The organism is Kamptonema formosum PCC 6407 (assembly GCF_000332155.1).
Lineage (GTDB): Bacteria > Cyanobacteriota > Cyanobacteriia > Cyanobacteriales > Microcoleaceae > Kamptonema > Kamptonema formosum.
The window spans coordinates 2,194,958-2,214,878 of record NZ_KB235904.1; the positions used below are offsets into that span (position 1 = coordinate 2,194,958).

At 46.0% G+C, this 19,921-nt stretch carries 11 protein-coding genes and 1 pseudogene; 5 read left to right on the forward strand and 7 right to left on the reverse strand.

The annotated features are described in order from the left end of the window. Nucleotides 1-160: 160 nt before the first annotated feature. The 4 genes from nusA to ftsH4 form a co-directional block, all read right to left on the reverse strand. A complete protein-coding gene (nusA, locus tag OSCIL6407_RS0126605) occupies nt 161-1,444 on the reverse strand; it encodes a transcription termination factor NusA (protein ID WP_007355212.1) in 1,284 nt (427 codons plus the stop codon). 179 nt (nt 1,445-1,623) lie between these two features. Continuing rightward, nucleotides 1,624-2,085 (reverse strand): ribosome maturation factor RimP, encoded by a 462-nt coding sequence (gene rimP, locus OSCIL6407_RS0126610; RefSeq protein WP_007355213.1) that lies wholly within the window; start codon nt 2,083-2,085, stop codon nt 1,624-1,626. A 358-nt stretch (nt 2,086-2,443) separates the two neighbouring features. After that, on the reverse strand, nt 2,444-2,593 hold the full coding sequence (locus tag OSCIL6407_RS35655; RefSeq protein WP_155523434.1) for a hypothetical protein: 150 nt from the start codon (nt 2,591-2,593) through the stop codon (nt 2,444-2,446). Nucleotides 2,594-2,796: 203 nt separating this feature from the next. After that, nucleotides 2,797-4,668: an ATP-dependent zinc metalloprotease FtsH gene (ftsH4, locus tag OSCIL6407_RS0126625; protein WP_007354561.1), complete on the reverse strand. Its 1,872-nt coding sequence runs from the start codon at nt 4,666-4,668 to the stop codon at nt 2,797-2,799. 230 nt (nt 4,669-4,898) lie between these two features. On the opposite strand from ftsH4, the gene OSCIL6407_RS0126630 reads away from it, so the two are divergent. After that, on the forward strand, nt 4,899-5,168 hold the full coding sequence (locus OSCIL6407_RS0126630; RefSeq protein WP_007354563.1) for a DUF1816 domain-containing protein: 270 nt from the start codon (nt 4,899-4,901) through the stop codon (nt 5,166-5,168). A 214-nt stretch (nt 5,169-5,382) separates the two neighbouring features. Here the strand turns inward: OSCIL6407_RS0126630 and OSCIL6407_RS0126635 are convergent, their stop codons facing one another. Continuing rightward, a complete protein-coding gene (locus OSCIL6407_RS0126635; protein ID WP_007354564.1) occupies nt 5,383-6,387 on the reverse strand; it encodes a DnaJ C-terminal domain-containing protein in 1,005 nt (334 codons plus the stop codon). A gap of 161 nt (nt 6,388-6,548) precedes the next feature. Here OSCIL6407_RS0126635 and OSCIL6407_RS37955 point away from each other — a divergent pair, with 161 nt between their 5' ends. Next, entirely contained in the window at nt 6,549-6,671 is a 123-nt protein-coding gene (locus tag OSCIL6407_RS37955) for a hypothetical protein (RefSeq protein WP_019487884.1), read from the forward strand. A 299-nt stretch (nt 6,672-6,970) separates the two neighbouring features. On the opposite strand, the gene OSCIL6407_RS0126645 is transcribed toward OSCIL6407_RS37955, so the two are convergent. Next, nucleotides 6,971-8,260, reverse strand: coding sequence for a glucose-1-phosphate adenylyltransferase (locus OSCIL6407_RS0126645; protein WP_007354565.1), 1,290 nt, complete (start codon nt 8,258-8,260; stop codon nt 6,971-6,973). A 102-nt stretch (nt 8,261-8,362) separates the two neighbouring features. Continuing rightward, nucleotides 8,363-8,773: pseudogene (locus tag OSCIL6407_RS0126650) on the reverse strand (Uma2 family endonuclease); the annotation flags it as partial. Between the two features lie 497 nt (nt 8,774-9,270). Here OSCIL6407_RS0126650 and OSCIL6407_RS0126655 point away from each other — a divergent pair. The 3 genes from OSCIL6407_RS0126655 to speA all read left to right on the forward strand — a co-directional run bounded on the left by OSCIL6407_RS0126655 (nt 9,271) and on the right by speA (nt 19,609). Next, a complete protein-coding gene (locus tag OSCIL6407_RS0126655; RefSeq protein WP_007354567.1) occupies nt 9,271-10,713 on the forward strand; it encodes a DEAD/DEAH box helicase in 1,443 nt (480 codons plus the stop codon). A gap of 470 nt (nt 10,714-11,183) precedes the next feature. Further along, a complete protein-coding gene (locus OSCIL6407_RS0126660; RefSeq protein WP_007354568.1) occupies nt 11,184-17,351 on the forward strand; it encodes a DUF4347 domain-containing protein in 6,168 nt (2,055 codons plus the stop codon). 290 nt (nt 17,352-17,641) lie between these two features. Then, nucleotides 17,642-19,609 (forward strand): biosynthetic arginine decarboxylase, encoded by a 1,968-nt coding sequence (gene speA, locus OSCIL6407_RS0126665; protein ID WP_007354569.1) that lies wholly within the window; start codon nt 17,642-17,644, stop codon nt 19,607-19,609. Nucleotides 19,610-19,921: the final 312 nt, after the last annotated feature.

Genomic DNA, 19,921 nt, shown 5'->3' on the forward strand with positions numbered 1-19,921 from the left:
GGGGTTAGGGGCTAGGGAAGAGGAAGAGGAAGAGGGAAGAAGGAAAGAGGAAAGAGGGAAGAAGGAAAGAGGAAGAAGGAAAGAGGAAGAAGGAAAGAGGGAGAGGCTTTTTCCTTTCTTCCCTTCTTCCCCTAGTCCCTAGTCCCTAGTCCCTAGTCCCTTAGACGGCGGTTTCGGTTTCGTCAAGTTCGCGATCGCTCTCATCAAAATCTGATTCGTCAGTTTCTTCACTGTCTTCGTCAAAATCTGATTCGTATTCTTCGGCTGCGAGTGCTAACCTCGAAGCTTCTGCTGCTAACTTGCTGTCTTCAGCGGCGCGATCGTATTTGGCAATGTCTTTAATATCTATTTTCCAACCAGTCAGTCTAGCTGCTAGCCGGACGTTCTGCCCTTCTTTGCCAATGGCTAAACTAAGTTGGTCTTCAGCCACAAGGATATGCGCCCGCCGCCCTTCCGGGGCCACTAGGCGCACTTCGTCTACCCGCGCTGGACTTAGGGCGTTGGCAATATAGGTGGCGGGATCGGGAGACCACCGGATCACGTCAATTTTTTCCCCTCGTAATTCGTTGACTACTACCTGAATCCGCGATCCCCGTGCGCCAATGCAGGCTCCTACGGGGTCTACGTCGCGATCGAGGGTATCTACGGCAATTTTGGTGCGGGGGCCAACGTGCCGGGAGGGGGGGTTTGCTTCCCGTGCTACGGCGACAATTCGCACTACCCCATCTTCAATTTCGGGGACTTCGTTGGCAAATAGATAAACTACTAAGCCTGCGTCGGCTCTAGAGACCACTAGCTGAGGGCCTCTGGTAGCACCTTCACCGACTTTTTTTAGGTAAACCTTAAAAGTGGCATTAGCACGGTAATTATCGTTCGGTAATTGTTCTCGCTTAGGAAGTTCAGCTTCTACTTCTGGCTGGCCAAAACCGCTGCTAACAGCGAGGATCGCTGACTGTCTCTCAAATCGCAAAACTCTTGCCTGGAGGACTGTTTCTTCTAAGTCCTTAAATTCTTCTTGGATCATTTTGCGCTGCTGGTCGCGCAATTTTTGGGCGAGAACTTGTTTGGTTTGGATGGCCGCCATGCGACCGAAGTCGTTTTGATCTGGGGTTACATCGAGGATAACTGTGTCTCCGAGTTGAGCTTCGGTGGCAACTTCTTGTACTTCTAAAAGTGCGATTTGATGGTCAGGGTTACTGACTTCTTCGACTATACTTTTAGTAGCTAAAACACGAAATCCTTCTTCTTCAATGTCGAGTTCTACTTCAAAATTATCGAAGTATTCTTCACTAAAATGATCGAGGCGCTGCGTGCGACGGTAACGCTCGTAACCTTTGACGAGGGCTTCGCGCAAGGCTGCTTGAACGGCGTGTTTCGGTAAGTTTCGCTCTTTGCTAATAACATCGACCATATCTTTGAGTCCGGGCAAAGAAACCATTGACATATAAAAATCTCCTGTTTTGGGAAAATGGTAATTGGTAATTGGTAATTGGTAATTGGTAATTGGTAATTGGTAATTGGTAATTGGTAATTGGTAATTTAGTGGCAGTCAACAACTAACAACTAACAACTAACAACCAACAGTTAACAACCAACAGTTAACAGTTAACAATTAACAATTAGCTATCTAGGTTCGTCTAATTGGACTTGGGTAATCAGGGAGCGGGGAATGGCGATTGGCCGCCCTTTTTGATTGATGTAAACTGCTTTCTCGTCCCGGCGGATTAGTTGTCCTACCCACTCTTTTAAGCCGTTGTAAGCTTCAGATGTTTTGACGATTACGGGAAATCCTTTAAAGGATATGAATTCGCGATCGCTTGCTAGTGATCGCGAAAGGCCGGGACTAGAAATCTCTAGTACATAAGCGTCGGGGAGGATATCTGCCATATCTAACTTTTCTTCGAGGGCTTTACTCATCCGTTCGCAATCTTCCAAACCTGTGTCTTGCTGCGGGTTGCGGATGTCCACTCGCAGAATGGGAGGGTTCTGGTTGGTGTGAAATACTGCCCCCACTACTTCCAATCCCAGTGTTTCCGCAAGGGGGGTGGCTAAGTCGATGATTTGTGGGATCAGGGGATGAGTCATGTCGATATTAGGAAATTGGGGACTACAGGGCCGGGAACTGGGAAGAAGAAAGAGGGAAGAAGGATATTCTCCCTCTTCCCTCTTTCCCTCTTGTTTCCCTTGTTTGCTATGAGACGTGAGTCGCTCTCTCTCTCTACTAAGGGTTTCGCCGTGTCTCGTGAGGCAATCCAACAAAAAAAGTGGGCTAGACCCACTCCCAGGTGAAACGATCTTCCAAGAAGTTTGAGGGCGAATTGAGTAGGATTCGCCTCAGTTTTTATTGTAACGGGAGCGTTGTGCTCTCTGCCACTTTCTCGTGGTGTGCGTTCGGAGATGGATAAGGAGGCGATCGCGTAGGACTTTACGGGGGAAGAAGGGGCTAGGGGCTAGGGGCTAGGGGAAGAGGGGGAGATGAGGGAGATGGGGAGGATGGGGAGGATGGGGAGGATGGGGAAGAGGGGGGAGATGAGGGAGATGGGGAGGATGGGGAGGATGGGGAAGAGGGGAAGAAGTCAATAGTTTGGGCCATGAGCGAGTGTCCTAACCGTTGTGGCGGTTGCTATAAAACCAGAAACCCGGTTTCTTCCATTTTTCCGAGAAACCGGGTTTTTTTGCCTCTTGTAACTAATTGCTAATCTAGGGTTCGCGCATCGTTGTAACTCCCCTCTCTGGGCGGTATTTGACCGCAAGCAAGGGCGGCGTTACGTCAGAAGTACCTAGATTCTGACCAAACTAAACAGCAGCAGGAACATTTACAGGCCGTACTTGACCCAGTAAGTTGTGCAGTTCCTCACCCTCAATTACCTCAGTTTCCAAAAGTTTAGTCGCAATAGTTTCTAGCAAATCGCGATTGTTCTTCAAAATATCTAAAGCTTGAGTGTGAGCAGTTTCGACAATTTCCTTCACTTCTTTATCAATTGCATCTGCTGTTTGTTCGCTCACCTGACGGCGGGGGCTACCCATGCCATCATTGAGGAATTGACCTTGCTGACCCTTCTCATAAGCTAAAGGCCCTAAAATCTTGCTCATGCCGTAAGTTGTCACCATCCGTTCTGCTAAATCAGTAGCGCGTTGAAGATCGTTGGAAGCACCCGTAGTGATACTACCAAAAATAATTTCTTCGGCTGAACGTCCGCCCAAAAGTGTCGCAATTTGACCGCGAAGTTCTACTTCATCCATCAAAAATCTGTCTTCAGTTGGCAATTGCAAGGTATAACCTAAAGCTGCCATCCCACGAGGAATGATGGAAATTTTTTCAACTTTGCCGCCACTAGCAGTTAAAAACCCAACTAAAGCGTGACCAACTTCGTGATAAGCGACAATCTTTTTCTCTTTTTCATTCATGACGCGGCTTTTCTTTTCTAGACCTGCAACCACTCGTTCGATCGCTTCGGCAAAGTCAGCTTGAGCGACAGTTTCACGACGGTTACGAGCGGCTAATAAAGCAGCTTCATTAACTAAATTTGCCAAATCTGCACCCGCAAAACCGGGAGTTCTAGCGGCGATTGCTTTTAAGTTAATATCTGGGCCCAGTTTAACTTTCTGAGAGTGAATGTTAAGAATAGCTTCGCGACCAGATAAATCGGGGCGATCGACTAAAACCTGTCTGTCAAAACGTCCCGGACGTAACAAAGCTGGATCTAAACTTTCAGGGCGATTAGTTGCTGCTAGCACAATTACGGTAGTATTACCTGCCGCAAAACCGTCCATTTCTGTTAATAATTGATTGAGAGTTTGTTCGCGTTCGTCATTACCACCGTAGAAAGCGCCGCTACTACGAGACTTACCGATCGCATCCAATTCGTCAATGAAAATAATGCAAGGAGCCTGTTTTTTGGCTTGTTCAAATAAGTCGCGGACTCTTGCCGAACCTACACCAACAAATAGTTCCACAAACTCGGAACCAGAGATGCTGAAAAATGGAACGCCAGCTTCTCCTGCTACAGCTTTCGCTAATAGGGTTTTACCAGTACCAGGAGGCCCAACTAATAGCACGCCTTTGGGAATGCGAGCTCCAATTGCTGTAAATCTGTCTGGAGTTTTGAGAAAATCGACAATCTCAACTAATTCAGTTTTAGCCTCTTCCACACCTGCAACATCAGCAAAAGTTATTTTAGCAGATTCGCCTTCTACATAAACCTTAGCCTTACTTTTACCAATGGAAAGAGCGCCTTGGGGCCCGCCGCCACCACGACTGATAAAAAATTGCCAGATAGCAACAAAAATTAATGGCGGAACCACCCAACCTAATAAACTGGTAAACCAGCCATTTTTAGGTGGAGGAGTTGCTGCAAATTCAACGCCTTTTTCTTCCAAAAGTTTTGGTAATTCTAAATCAAAAATGGGTGTAGTGGCGAGTACCTGACCTGGTTGATCCGCTTCACCTTTAAGCTGATAGCGAATTTCATTTTGACCCACAGAAGCCCGTTGTACCTCTTGTTCTTGCACCTGATGGACGAACAAGCTATAAGGTACTTGCGGAATTTGGGGGCCAAGTAAACTCGGCAAAAATATGTTACCCAGTAGAAACAAACCTGATAGCAATAACAAAATATTGCCAATCTGACGAGAACGAGGGGGTTGAGGCTGGTCTTTAATCGCCATTGGAAATATTCATCCTTTGATTTCAACCTGTCTTATTCATTAGTCTGCCATCAATAATGCAGGAATAACTTAGCGGATTTCCTCACTTCATTTGGTCGGTTAACCAGCATGGGTAATGCTGTATACCTAATTCTGACCGTAGCTAATCCCAATATCAGCACTGGGACAGAGACGATCCGATAAGCTAAGTTGATAATTTGATTAAAGTATTTACTTTTTACATAACTAAGATGCTTGGATTTTATTTTTTCTTGATCTACTGCATCGGACTGTGTTTGATAACTCAACCCAGCCGTCCTAAAGAGGAAGGGGAATGGTGGGTCGAGGTTGTCACTGAATCGCCACGCTGTACCTACTATTTTGGGCCATTTGACAGCGACAAAGAAGCCTCAAGTAATACTAATGGCTATATTGAAGATTTGGAAAGTGAGGGAGCCCAAAGAGTTAGCATTGAAATTAAGCGCTGTCAGCCTACTGAGCTAACAATTTGTGAGAGTTAACCTGGGAAAGGTTTCGTAGTTTGACTTGCTAGCACCGAGGCGACGATCGCGCAGGGTTAATATTAATTCCGGTGGATTAACCATAATAATTATGGTTAATCCACCGGAATTGGTATAATATCCTTGCCAGTGATGGAGAAAGACAGTTGCTTGGGTTTGGCGTTTTGAATTAAAAATTATTTAACTTAAAACTTCCAGCTCAAAACTCCAAACTTCACATTTGCATTTGCTTTAAATTGCTACGGGGATTAAAACTACGATTTGCCTTAATTTTCTCATAGCATTCTCGCTCCACAGCGCTAATATCTTTCGGTGCGACGATCGCAATTTTCACTAATTGGTCAGTGCGATCGCCTCCCTTGGGTTTGGGCCACCCTTTACCGCGCAACCTCAAAGATTGACCGGAACGAATGCCTGCTGGAACATTCACCGCCACCATTCCATCAGGCGTAGGTACCTCAATGGAGGCTCCCAACACCGCTTCATCAGGCGTTACGGGTACTTCACAAACCAAATTCTCCCCTTCAAACTGGAAGAAGGGATGAGGCAAAATTTCTACTTTCAGGTATAAATCTCCCCTTTGCTGGGTTTGGGGGTCTACTTGACCTTTCCCTCTAATCCGAATGCGGCTACCAGCTTTCACTCCCGCAGGAATGGAGACATCGCCAGTACCAACGCGCTTGGAAACACCCCGAAATGCTTCGCCGAGACTGAGGGAAATAGTTGCTTCGGTGTCGAGGGAAGTTGCAGCCGTGCGGTTGTCAAACCCTGTAAAATCTTCATATCCGCCAAAACCTGTCTGCCCGCCTTGATTGGGACGGTATGTGTAGTTCCAGTTGCCATTGCGACGGCTACCAGCAGCGGGCCCACCAACGCGACCCAGCAAAGTATTAATGAATTCGTCAAAACTGGCGTATTGGCTGAAGTCTACGCCGCCGAAGTCTACATTATTCGGACTACCTGGCCATCCACCAGGGGTTCCGGCTTGCTTCCAGTATTGACCAAATTGGTCATATTTTTTGCGTTTTTCGGGGTCTGATAAAACTTCGTAGGCTTCATTAACTTCTTTAAACCTGGCCTCTGCGTCTTTGTTGCCCGGATTCATGTCGGGATGGTACTTCCGGGCGAGTTTGCGGTAGGATTTTTTAATTTCATCAGCACTAGCGGTTTTGTTCAGTCCCAGAATTGCGTAAAAGTCTTTGAAGTCAGTTGTAGCCATTAACCGCCCTCCTTTTAAGTAGTTGTTAGCTTAAGGTTCTTAGCAAAAATAATCGGAAATTGATAACTTTGCCTATAATTGATTATGGCGCTACAGGAAGTCACAGGTGAGATTTAGATCAAATACAAGATTATCAAAAGTTTGAGTTCAGCTAAGTTCGGTTGTTTCTCCAAGGGGCGATCGCGATCGCCGTACTCAGAAGGCAGAAGGAGATGGGGGAGATGGGGAGGATGAGGGAGATGAGGGAGATGGGGGAGATGGGGAAGGTGCATTACCAGAAATAAAGCAATTTCTCAAAACTCAAACTTCCGGAAGGTGAGCGATCGCTTCGCCGCCGTCACAGAATTTAGAGTAACCGCCAATACAGTTAGGATCTTCTTAATTCCTGAAACTATTGTTTTTATTTTATTTTATTTTTCTTCCTTCTTCCTTCTTCCTTCTTCCTTTTTCCTTCTACTTACTCTAGCATTGGTGGTTAATCGTTAGCGTTTAAGTGTATTGGTAACTATGGGTTAGCAGACGGTTAGCTGCTAACAAGTAACTACTAACAAGTCACCACTAACGATTAACAACCAACCACTGCTTAAATGATCGTCCCATCTGAAATGATGGCATTTTTGAGGACTACAACAATGCCGCTGCGAATATAGAATCCTTGGTCTTCGCGTTCGGCTTCTTCCACTCTATCTTTATTGATAATTTGGACGTGGCGACCGATGCGGGCATTTTTGTCAACGATCGCGCGACGAATCCTAGTTTGTGCACCGATACCGACGGGGACACCGCCTTTGTCAGAACCGGACTGCCTTTCGGCGAAGGGTTCGTAGAAGTCGGAACCCATAATCAGGGAATCTTCGATGTTACATCCTGCTTCGATGCGCGATCGCACTCCTAATACTGAATGGTCGATCCGGCATTCTTTGAGGATGCAACCTTCAGCAATAATTGACTCGGTTACTTGGCAGTCTAACAGTTTAGATGGAGGTAAGTAACGCTGACGAGTATAAATTGGCGCTTGTTCGTCGTAAAAGCTGAAAGGTGGATGAGGCTGTTTTGTGAGAGCTAAGTTAGAATCATAGAAAGCCTCAATGGTTCCGATATCTTCCCAGTAGCCATCAAATAAGTAGGCTTGAACGTTGTAGTCTTTGGCGGAGTTGGGAATAATTTCTTTGCCAAAATCAGTCTGTTCTGGGGATTCTTTGAGCAATTTCATCAAAACGTCTTTGTTGAAGACGTAAATCCCCATTGAGGCAATATAAGGGCTTTCTTTGGCTTGTTCCGCTGTCAATCCCAGTTTAGTGGTATCGACTTGCATTTCTTTGAGGGCTTCGCCTTTGGGTTTTTCGCTGAAAGAGACAATACGACCGTCTTCATCGGTTTTCATTAACCCAAAGTCGGATGCACGTTTGTCGTCCATCGGTAAGACAGAGAGGGTGATATCTGCTTTGGTATCGAGGTGGCGTTGGACGAATTCTCGATAGTCCATCCGATAGAGGTGATCGCCTGAGAGTATCAGGTAATGGTCAATATCCCACTCTTCAAACAGCCAGAGATACTGGCGGACTGCATCGGCTGTGCCCTGAAACCAGTTGGGGTTTTCTTTGGTTTGCTGGGCCGCGAGCACTTCCACAAAGCCGTCACTGAACCCGGAGAAGTTGTAAGCGCGGGAAATGTGACGGTTGAGGGATGCGGAGTTGAATTGGGTGAGGACGTATATTTTGAGTATTTCTGAGTTGATGCAGTTGCTTACGGGGATGTCGATCAGGCGGTATTTGCCTGCGAGGGGGACGGCGGGTTTGGCCCGCAGTTTGGTAAGCGGGTAAAGGCGGGTACCTACGCCGCCGCCAAGGATAATGGCTAAGACTTTTTTCACAAAATTTCCTCCTGACTGCCGGTGAGCTCTCATTGTCCAGTGTCGGATGGTGAGGGATCGTTGACAAGGGGGGAGGGGCAGAAGTTATATCATTTGGTGTAGTTACAATTGTTCTGGGTTGATTCCCTGTTCTCGTAACTTTTCTAGTAATGTTTGATAGCGTTGCTGTTCTCGATCGAGTTGTGCGATCGCTTCCTCAGCCCGCTGATGTTCCTGTTCTGCCCTTTGACGTTCCTGTTCTCTGAGTCGATCTAATTCTACAGGAGTGAGAAATTTGCGGCCATCTGGGCGATAAATTTCTAAGTTATTTTGTGTTAGTTGAAAGCGGATTTCTAACAGGGGACTTACCCAGCCATTCATATCGGAAATTGATTCAAACCAATTTTCATTACGAATAAATCCGGTCAATTCTTTAATGTAATATTCTTGCACTCCATAACGTTGATAAAACAACAATTTGTCTGCCATTTTACCTGCACGATTGCCAGGGGATAAGATTTCAAAGGCGACTTGGGTAAGCCCAGTTGTGTATGTAGATTAAGTCTTCAACAGTCTTAAATTAGCCTTAATACCATCAAAAGGGCTACTTTCTAACAATTGAATAAAGTAGAAGCGATCGCTCACTGGCTAGAAGTGCGATCGCTTTCAACAGCTTGCTAATTCCTAATTGCTAATTACCCATCCCCCCAGCTCCCCCGCCCCCTGCCCCCCCACCCCCCACAGGGTTATCCAAAAAATTTAATACTTTTGAGCTTTTGTTTCTGAATGTAAAGCGCTATCCTTAGATCAGCCAGTAAAAAGAGGGTGATGATTCCAGAAATTCAGCTACGGCTGTCGAGTCGGTGAATTACTCCCCTCGACGAAGCTGCCCTGCACTCGATAAGGTATTATACGGGCGGGCGTGGAGACGCAACGCCATATCGAACTCTTATGAGTTCCTGCAACTATCGCAGAAATCCGCATCCGAGTTGGGCAACTCAGAAGGCTAAAACTCGTTACTAGGAGAATTAATGAATTTAACGTTTGAAAGCTTAGGTATCTCAGAAGAGCGCATTCGCCATCTGGAGACATTAGGCTTTAGTGAACCCACACCCATTCAGACCCAAGCAATTCCTCATTTATTAGCTGGGCGCGATGTGGTGGGTCAGGCTCAGACAGGAACGGGCAAAACAGCAGCATTTTCGTTGCCCATATTGGAACGGATCGATCTTGGCGTAACTGCGGTTCAAGCCCTGATTTTGACTCCAACTCGTGAATTAGCGCTGCAAGTGACTGAGGCAATCCGCGAGTTGAGCGGTCTCAGCGAAGGCCCTGTGAAATTAGGCCGTTCTTTGCAAGTTTTGACTGTGTACGGGGGTCAATCAATTGACCGTCAGATGCAGCGCTTGCGCCGAGGTGTTCATATTGTAGTGGGAACACCTGGTCGGATTATTGATATGCTCAACCGGGGCAGTCTGAAGCTAGACCAATTGAAATGGATGGTTTTGGATGAAGCTGACGAAATGCTGAGCATGGGCTTTATCCAAGACGTGGAAAAGATCCTTGAGGCTGCACCTGCGGATCACCAGACAGCATTTTTCTCGGCGACGATGGAGGCTTCGATCCGCAAATTGGTGTCTAAGCATTTGCGATCGCCCATTAATGTCACGGTGGAACAACCAAAAGCTACACCGAAGCGTATCCGCCAGTGCGTATACATGGTTCCGCGTGGCTGGTCGAAGTCACGAGCTTTGCAGCCGATTTTGGAAATGGAAGATCCCGAATCTGCGCTAATCTTTGTACGAACAAGAGCGGCGGCGGCGGAGTTGACCAGTCAGTTGCAAGCAGCCGGTCACAGCGTTGATGAATATCACGGCAATTTAAACCAAGCACAACGGGAGCGGCTTTTATCTCGTTTCCACCAAAGCCAGGTGCGCTGGGTGGTGGCGACGGATATTGCGGCGCGGGGTTTGGACGTAAATGATTTGACTCACGTAATTAACTACGATTTACCCGATAGCGTGGAAAGCTATGTTCACCGGATTGGTCGCACGGGTCGTGCTGGCCGCGAGGGGACGGCGATTACGTTGATTCAGGCGGTGGATCGCCGGAAATTGCGGTTGATCGAGCGTCACGTGCGCCAAACTCTGACGGTTCGCACGATTCCGACGCGATCGCAGATTGAAGGTAAGCAATTAGAGAAGATGCAAGCTAAGGTGCGCGAAGCGCTGGCTGGCGAGCGCATGGCTTCTTTCTTACCTTTAGTATCTCAGTTGTGTGAGGAGTACGATCCTCATGCGATCGCGGCTGCGGCTTTACAAATGACTTTCGATCAAAGTCGTCCCGCTTGGATGGGGTCAGATTACGCTGTAGAGGATGAACCACTATCAACTGATTCTCACAAACCACAGTTGATCAAGAAGCGGCCTAAGACTGTTGTAAATCCTACTTCTCCTGTGACACAGAATAGCTAATTTTTAGGGTGAGCATTGCTCATTCTTTTAAAAATAGAGATGCGAGCGATCGCGTCTCTATTTCATTTTATAGCCGAAGTTCCCAGGACTTTAGTACCCAACCAAAGAAACCGGGTTTTTTGACGAAAATACTTCGCTCGGACTCATACAAAAAAGGTAAACAATTATACTATAAACGTTGCTAAATATATGTGAATTATTATTACAGGTTTTCTTCGCTCTCTCCGTAATTTTACATAGAAAAATTCAAGTAAATGTACTGCTTTTATCTGTATATTTACGGTTTTCATCTGTAGAAAATCTAATATAATTCGATAATTGGGTAGCGATAAACTAATAAAATCAAATTTTATTGTTGATTTCCCGCGCACAAAAACGGAAATTGATTATAACCATTTTTACTGCCTATATCCCTTTGCAACCTGATTAGTGTTAACAAGACCTAACAAAAACTAACAAGGTGATTCATCGTGAATAAGCAAGTTATCTTTGTTGACTCTTCTGTACAAGATTATCAAAGCTTGATTTCAGAGATTAATGGCGCTGAAATTACGATCTTAAATGAAAATTTAAGCGGTATCGAGCAAATTACAGCAGCCTTAGCTAATAAAAAAGATATTGAAGCGCTGCATATCCTTTCACACGGCAGCCCAGGCAGTTTACAAATCGGTGCAGAGGGGCTCAATGGGAATAATATAGAAAAATTCAGCACTCAGCTAAAACAGTGGGGAAATGCCCTAACTGAAAATGGCGAGATTCTATTATATGGCTGCGATGTAGCGGCAACAGAAACCGGATTACAATTTATCCAAAACCTGCATCAATTAACAGGGGCAGATATTGCCGCATCGAATAACAAAACGGGGAATAAAGCATTAGGGGGAGACTGGGAATTAGAAGTAAAAATCGGGAACGTAGAAACCCAATCTCTGAAGGTTCCTAGTTACAGTTACACCTTAGCGCCAACAGGCACGGCTGATAACAAAGGTGTCCTTGTCAGCGGTACTCCAACTTCCATGCAGATCGATGTTTTAGCCAATGACACTGGAACCGGAAGGCTGAATGTCGAAAGTATTGTTAGCGGCCCTACTAATGGCACAGCAATTATTAATGACTGGATTTATGTGGGCGGCTATTTCACCAGCATCGGTGGACAAACCCGCAACAGAATAGCTCGATTGAATAGCGATGGGACGTTAGATAGCACCTTCAACCCGAATGCAAGTTCCGATGTCCAAGCGATCGCCATAGACAGCAGTGGCAACCCCTATGTGGGTGGCGCTTTCTTCACTATCGGCGGACAAACCCGCAACAAAATCGTCAAATTAAACCCCACAACTGGTGCTGCCGATGCTACCTTCAACCCGAACGCGAATGCTAATGTCGAAGCGATCGCCATAGACAGCAGTGGCAACCTCATAGTGGGGGGCATTTTCAGCATTATCGACGGACAAAGCCGCAACAGGGTCGCTAAATTAAACCCCACAACTGGTGCTGCCGATGCCACCTTCAACCCGAACGCGGATGGTAGGATCGAAAAGTTCGCCCTAGACAGCAGTGGCAACCCCATAGTGGGCGGCGAATTCACCACCGTCGGCGCACAACCCCGCAACAAAATCGCCAAGTTAGACCCCACAACAGGTGCCGCTAATGCTACCTTCAACCCCAATGCGAATAATACTGTCTTAGCAATCGCCTTTAACACCAGTGGCAATCCCTATATAGTCGGCCATTTCACCAACATCGACGGACAAACCCGCAACCGTATCGCCAAATTAGACCCTACAACTGGTGCTGCCGATGCTACCTTTAACCCGAATGCAGATAATAGTGTTTATGAGATCGCCGTTGACAGCAGTGGCAACCCCTATGTAGGCGGCTTTTTCAACAATATCGGTGGACAAGCCCGCAACAGTATCGCCAAATTAGACCCCACAACTGGTACTGCCGATGCTACCTTTAACCCGAATGCGAATGGTGCTATCAATCAGATCGCCTTTGACAGCAGTGGCAACCTCATAGTGGGGGGCGTTTTCAACACCATCGGCGGACAAACCCGCAACAGAGTCGCTAAGTTAGACCCCACAACTGGTGTGGCCGATGCCACCTTCAATCCGAATGTGAATAATCAGGTCAATGCGATCGCGATCGACCCCAAAAGAGACATTCTCTACACCCCCAACGCCAACTTCAACGGCATCGACACCTTCACCTACACCGCCAAAGACAGCAGCGGCATCAGCAGCCCGATCTCTGTTAACGTCCTCGTCAACGACTCCCCCGTACTGGATAGCAGCGGCGCACCCACTCTCAACGCCCAAACTCAAAACGACAGCAACAGTACAGGTACATTAATCTCCACCATCATCGCCAACCTCGGCGGCGCACAGATATCCGATCCCAACGCTAGCGCCTCCCAAGGCATTGCCATCACCGCATTAGATACGGCTAACGGCAATTGGCAATACACCACCGATGGCACAACCTGGAATAACGCCCCAGCAGTTTCAGCCACCAACGCCTTACTATTAGCGAGTGATGCCAACACCAAAATCCGATTTGTTCCCAATCCAACTTATAACGGCACTCTCACAAATGCCATAACCTTTGCCGCCTGGGATCAAATTACTGGCACAAATGGCAGTACCGCCGACTACACCACAGATCGAACTAATAACACCACATCCAGCGTTTTTAGTAGCGTTACTGAAACCGCCGACATCACTATTGACCCCTTACCCGCTCCCACCATTACCAACGTCAGCGCTACCACCGCAGACGGCACTTACGGCATCGGCACAAACATTGACATCAGCGTTCAATTCTCTGAAATAGTTAACGTCACAGGTACACCGAAACTTAGCTTATCAGGTGTAACTCCTGTTGCTAATTACCTCTCAGGCAGCGGTAGCAACACCTTAACATTCCAGTACGCAGTTACAGCAGGTGATAACAGCGCTGACTTAGACTATCCTTCCACAACTGCCTTATCTTTAAGCGGCGGTACTATTAAGAATGCGACCAATAATGATGCTACTCTAACCTTACCCACTCCCGGCGCAGCAAATTCTTTAGGTGCGAATAAAGCATTAGTAATTGACACCACCGCACCCACCGTCACCATTAACCAAGCATCAGGACAAACCGATCCGGCATCAACTTCACCTATCAATTTTACCGTCACATTTAGCGAACCAGTCACAGGTTTTGATGCCACCGATATTGACTTAACTACCAGTACCGCAACGGGAACATTAACACCAACTATTACAGGTAGTGGCTCTGTTTACAACGTCGCAGTCAATGGCATGACAGGTAACGGGAATGTCATTGCTAGTATTAAAGCTAACGGCGTTACCGATTCAGCAAGTAATAACAATACTGCTAGTACCAGCACCGACAATAGCGTTACCTACGATCCGACAATCCCCACAGTTATATCCATTAACCGCCTAGCTGCATCTCCCACTATTGCGGCTACTGCTACCTACGAAATTAAGTTTTCTCAAGATGTTACAGGCGTTGATGTTTCTGACTTTACTTTAGTACCAACTGGTGTAATTGGTGCATCCATTGGCACTTTAACCCCAGTCGATGCTAAGACTTACCAACTGGAAGTTAACACAGGTACGGGTAGCGGTACAATTGGGTTAAATTTGACCGATGATGACAGCATTACAAATAGTTTGGCTGTGGCATTAGGCGGTACTGGTACTGGCAATGGTAATTTAACAGGACAAGTTTACGACATTGACAGGACTGGGCCAACTGGCAGTTTGAATGCTATTTCGGATATTACGACAGCGGGAGGAACCAGTCAAAGTTTGACTGTCACTTTTAGCGATAATGATGTTGTTGATGTTTCAAGTTTAGATAGTTCTGATGTTTTGATAAATTGGTCTGGCGGTAATATTCCAGCTAGTTTTGTCAGTGTTGATGTTAATAGTAATGGTACGCCTCGGACAGCTACTTATTCATTTACTCCTCCTAGCGGAAGTTGGGATGAAGCTGATAATGGAACTTACACTGTTAATTTGCAAGGAAGTCAGGTTAAAGATAGTCTAGGCAATCTTGCTGCTGCTACCAGTTTAGGAAGTTTTAACGTTAATATTGCAGCGCCGGTTCCGACACCAATTCCTACGCCGATTCCCACTCCAATTCCCACTCCAATTCCCACTCCAATTCCCACTCCAATTCCTACATCAACTCCAACTCCTACGCCAACACCGACACCAATTCCGACACCAATTCCCACGCCAACTCCATCGGTAACATCAACACCAACTCCAACAAATACGCCAACTCCAACACCAATTCCTACGCCATCAGTAACTCCAACTCCAACACCAATTCCTACATCTACGCCAACACCAACTCCAACAAATACGCCAACACCAACACCAACAATAACGCCAACACCAACACCATCAATAACACCAACGCCTACACCCTCTTTTAACAACCAAGCGCCAATCGTCTATAACCCAATATGGACTCAAAGTGCTGTTAGTGGATTTTCTAGCAATACCGCTTTTACCTTTGCTGCTGACACATTTATCGATCCAGATCCAGGCGATACTATTACCTATGAAGTCACCGCCTTAGATAATAATTCTGTTGATTATGGACAAGATTATATCTGGACGCAAGGCGTAAATGGGGGCCAATACAAGCGTAAAACAGAAAATGCTTCCGTCACTACTATTCCCGGAATCTTTGACGGGCCGAATGCTTCGCTAAATTTTGACCCCACTACTCGCACTCTCAGTCAAGTACCAGGAAAGAATTTATCTTTACCACAATGGGTAGAAGTTAAAGCTACTGACAATAATGGTAAGAGTGTTAGTGAGTTATTAGAGCTTGTAGGCTGGAATTGCACGGGTTTTGTGATTGATGATTATATTTCTGGTGCTAATGTTTTCTTGGATGCTAACAAAAATGGCATCATCGATCCGAACGAACCCAAAGGGATAACTGACGGTCAAGGTGCTTTTGGTTTTGATATAGATTATAGCACTTTTGACACTAATAATAATGGGAAACTCGATCCCAGTGAAGGTAATTTAGCGGCTTTTGGCGGTATCGACATCGGGACGGGTTTACCGTTAGAAACTCCGTTGAAAGCAACACCAGATTCACAAGTAATTACTTTACTAACTAGCATCTTAGCTGAATTAGCCGATCGCGGTTTAACTGTGAATGAAGCTAATACCGAAGTTACTAGCGCTTTCGGCATTCCTAGCGATATTCCGATTAATCAATTCGATCCGATTGCTGCGACTAAAGCTAACTACCCAGGTGCGACATCGGTATTAAGCGCGATGATTCAAGCGCAAAACTCGATTACTCAAATTGCGGGATTGATTGAAGGCGCAAGTAGTCTTTCTGTGGGTGATGCTGTTGGGGAAATAGTGAGTGCGATCGCGGATGTCGTCCAAACGGGAGTATCCTTAGATTTAACCCAACCTGAACAATTTGCGGCGTTAATAGCAAAGGTAGCAGAGCGGGTGAAGGCGATCGATCCTAATTTTAACTCCCAAGAGGTATCAGCGGCCGCACCCGCACTGGCGCAGGTGATAGCAGCGTCTAATCAGCGAGTTGTGGATGCGATCGCATCTAATACCGATCCTACTGAATTGCAAAAACAATTAGCATTAGTCCAAAAAGTTGCTTTAGGCGCAACAACTCAAGACTTTAAGGATTTTGGTGCGGGTCAAAAACCACTTGACGATTTAGTTACAGAAAACACGGGTACAGCATTAGATGGACAAATTTTTAATGCAACTAATCCCTCAACAATACCAACGCCAACGCCAACAACTGTAACATCAACACCAACGCCAACGCCAACAAGTTTAACACCAACACCAACAACTGTAGCATTAACACCGATAGAAACAACACCAACGTCAACACCAACACCAACAAATGTAACAATAGAGATTGCTATACCCAAACCATCGGTATCAATTAACAATCCATCGGGTTTACCAGAAAATACTCTATTAGGTGATGTTTACTTACTCACAGATGGCATAGATACCAGCATCCCATCATCAGTATTAGATTTAACCATTTTTGCTCTTTCTGGTAGCGACTCCTTAACAGGTTCAGAATTACCAAATACCTATTTTGGTAATCAAGGAGAAGATAATTTAGTAGGTAAAGGTGGTGACGATCAATTATTTGGCGGTAAAGGTTCTGACTCGCTAGATGGTGGTATTGATAACGATTTTGTAAGTGGGAATAATGGAAACGATCTGTTGCTAGGTGGCGATGGTAATGATACTCTGCGCGGTGGTAAGCAAGATGATGTCTTATCTGGCGGCGCGGGTAACGATCTCCTGAATGGCGATGCTGGTTTTGATGTCCTTACAGGTGGTGAAGGTAATGATACCTTTGTCTTAGAATATCTCCCCAATAATCCCGATCGCGCTGATGCGATCGCTGACTTCACCTCTGATGATAAAATTCAGTTAATAGGTGTTACTTTCAGCGAACTAACCTTTGAGTCAGTTAATGTAGTTTTAGATGGTGCGAATGCTGTAGTATCAACGGCAATTAAATCGGGTAATGATTATTTGGGAGTGGTTTATAATGTGAATCCAACTGCTCTTAGTAGTAGCTCTTTCTTTTAGTATTACTTAAGGCCTGGCGAATAGAATTCGCGGCTACACAAACAAAGTCCGCCTACGCGGACTAAAGGAAAATCAGACCTTTTTAAACCCGCGCAGGCGGGTTTTGTGTGTGTAGATGCGGTTTCAACCGCCTAGTTTCTTTCCAGGCGCGGTATTCTTACCGCCAGGATGGTGGCCGTACTGCGATCGTGCGTAAGTCCGGTTATATAATTGCGTGTCATGGGGCGATCGCAGCAAGCCGAATAAGTTAAACTATCTATTCAACTAATTGCTGTGAGGTTCCCGATCCGATGAGTGCCCCCACCACGACCCCTAACTCCGATATTGCTATCCCTGTGGTTACTGCGATTGCGACCATACCGCCACAAAAGTCTTGGAAAATTGAGGATAGCGAGAAACTGTATCGCATTCAAGGCTGGGGTGAACCCTACTTTTCGATTAACGCAGCGGGTCACATTACAGTGTCTCCCAAGGGCGATCGCGGTGGTTCCCTAGACTTGTACGATCTGGTAGAATCCCTCAAACAGCGGAGTCTGGGTCTGCCTTTGTTGATCCGCTTTTCGGATATTCTGGAAGATCGGATCGAGCGCTTAAATTCCTGTTTTGCCAAAGCGATCGCCCGTTATAACTACAAAAACGTATATCGCGGCGTATTTCCCGTCAAGTGCAACCAACACCGCCACTTAGTAGAAGATTTAGTCAGGTTTGGTCAGCCGCACTATTTCGGCTTAGAAGCAGGTTCTAAGCCAGAATTAATGATCGCTTTGGCCACCCTAAAAACGCCCGGTGCAATGTTAATTTGCAACGGCTATAAAGACCGAGAATATGTAGAAACAGCCATACTAGCACAGCGTTTAGGTCAAACTTCGGTAATTGTCCTCGAGCAAATTGAGGAAGTCCAACTCGCCATCGAAGCTGGTAAAGCTTTGGGAATTAAGCCAGTATTAGGTGTTAGAGCCAAACTCAGCACTAAAGGCATTGGTCATTGGGGAAATTCTACAGGCGATCGCGCTAAATTTGGTTTAACTATCCCCGAAATCATGCGTGCAGTTGACGAATTGCGATCGGCAGAAATGCTGGATTGTTTACAACTATTGCACTTTCATATTGGCTCTCAAATTTCATCAATTAGCATCATCAAAGAAGCCATCCGCGAAGCTAGCCACATTTACGTCGAGTTGGCTAAATTAGGAGCCAATATGAAGTATCTTGATGTCGGCGGCGGGCTGGGAGTTGACTATGATGGCTCTAAAACGAACTTTCACGCCTCTAAAAATTACAATATGCAGAACTACGCTAATGACGTAGTAGCAGGGGTTAAAGATGCTTGCGACGAGCGTAAATTGCCCGTTCCAATTTTAATTAGCGAAAGTGGCAGAGCCATTGCCTCTCACCAATCAGTGTTAATTTTTGACGTACTAGGAACCAGCGATGTCCCTAGAGAAATAGTTGAACCTGTAGGTGAAGACGAGCATCTAATTCCTCGTAATCTTTACGAAATTTATCAGTCAATTAACGAGGAAAACTACCAAGAAGTTTATCACGATGCCATCCAGTTTAAGGAAGAAGCAATTAGCTTATTTAACTTGGGGTATTTGGGAATTGCTGAGCGAGCAAAAACAGAGCGGCTTTACTGGGCTTGCTGTGAGAAAATCCAAGCGATTGCACGTCAGAAAGACTATGTACCTGATGACTTAGAAGACTTGGAAAAAATCATGGCTTCTATTTACTACATTAACCTGTCAGTGTTCCAGTCAGCACCAGACAGTTGGGCGATTAATCAGCTATTCCCAATTATGCCCGTCCATCGCCTTGACGAAGAACCAACTCAACGGGGAATTCTCGCAGATTTAACCTGCGATAGCGACGGCAAAATTGACCAGTTTATCGATTTACGAGATGTCAAGCCAGTTTTAGAACTGCACAAAATTAAGACAGGAGAACCTTATTATTTGGCTCTATTTCTGGGCGGAGCCTATCAGGAAATCATGGGCAATTTGCACAACCTATTTGGCGATGCTAACACTGTCCATATCCAACTAACTCCGTCTGGTTTCAAAATCGAGCACGTTGTTAAAGGCGACACAATGAAAGAAGTGCTTGGCTATGTACAATACGATTCGGAGAGTCTAGTTGAAAGCATCCGCCGCCAGACAGAACAAGCTTTGCAGCAAAATAAAATCACTCTTGCTGAAGCCCAACTTTTGCTGCAAAACTATGAGCGTAGCCTCAGTAGGTATACTTATCTTCAGAGCTAATTGGTAATTGGTAATTGGTAATTGGTAATTGGTAATTGGTAATTCAGGAGTTACGCACCCAACTAAAGAAACCGGGTTTTTTGACGAAAATACTTCGTTTTTACCCGCAGATTCTCTCAAAAACCCGGTTTCTGGAGCCCTGAGCATAAGTCCTATAATTGCTAATTGCTAATGGCTAATGGCTAATTGCTAATTACCCCATCTCCCCCCACTCTCCCCCATCCTCCTCCATCTCCCCCCATCTCCCCCCGCTCCCCCCGCTCCCCCTGCTCCCCTGCTCCCCCGCTCCCCCTCTTTCCCTAGTCCCTGACA

Coding starts and splice junctions, on each gene's coding strand:
- nusA (WP_007355212.1), bottom strand. CDS start 1,444: ATGTCAATGGTTTCTTTGCCCGGACTCAAAGATATGGTCGATGTTATT.
- rimP (WP_007355213.1), bottom strand. CDS start 2,085: ATGACTCATCCCCTGATCCCACAAATCATCGACTTAGCCACCCCCCTT.
- OSCIL6407_RS0126630 (WP_007354563.1), top strand. CDS start 4,899: ATGCTTGGATTTTATTTTTTCTTGATCTACTGCATCGGACTGTGTTTG.
- speA (WP_007354569.1), top strand. CDS start 17,642: ATGAGTGCCCCCACCACGACCCCTAACTCCGATATTGCTATCCCTGTG.
- ftsH4 (WP_007354561.1), bottom strand. CDS start 4,668: ATGGCGATTAAAGACCAGCCTCAACCCCCTCGTTCTCGTCAGATTGGC.
- OSCIL6407_RS35655 (WP_155523434.1), bottom strand. CDS start 2,593: ATGGCCCAAACTATTGACTTCTTCCCCTCTTCCCCATCCTCCCCATCC.
- OSCIL6407_RS0126635 (WP_007354564.1), bottom strand. CDS start 6,387: ATGGCTACAACTGACTTCAAAGACTTTTACGCAATTCTGGGACTGAAC.
- OSCIL6407_RS0126655 (WP_007354567.1), top strand. CDS start 9,271: ATGAATTTAACGTTTGAAAGCTTAGGTATCTCAGAAGAGCGCATTCGC.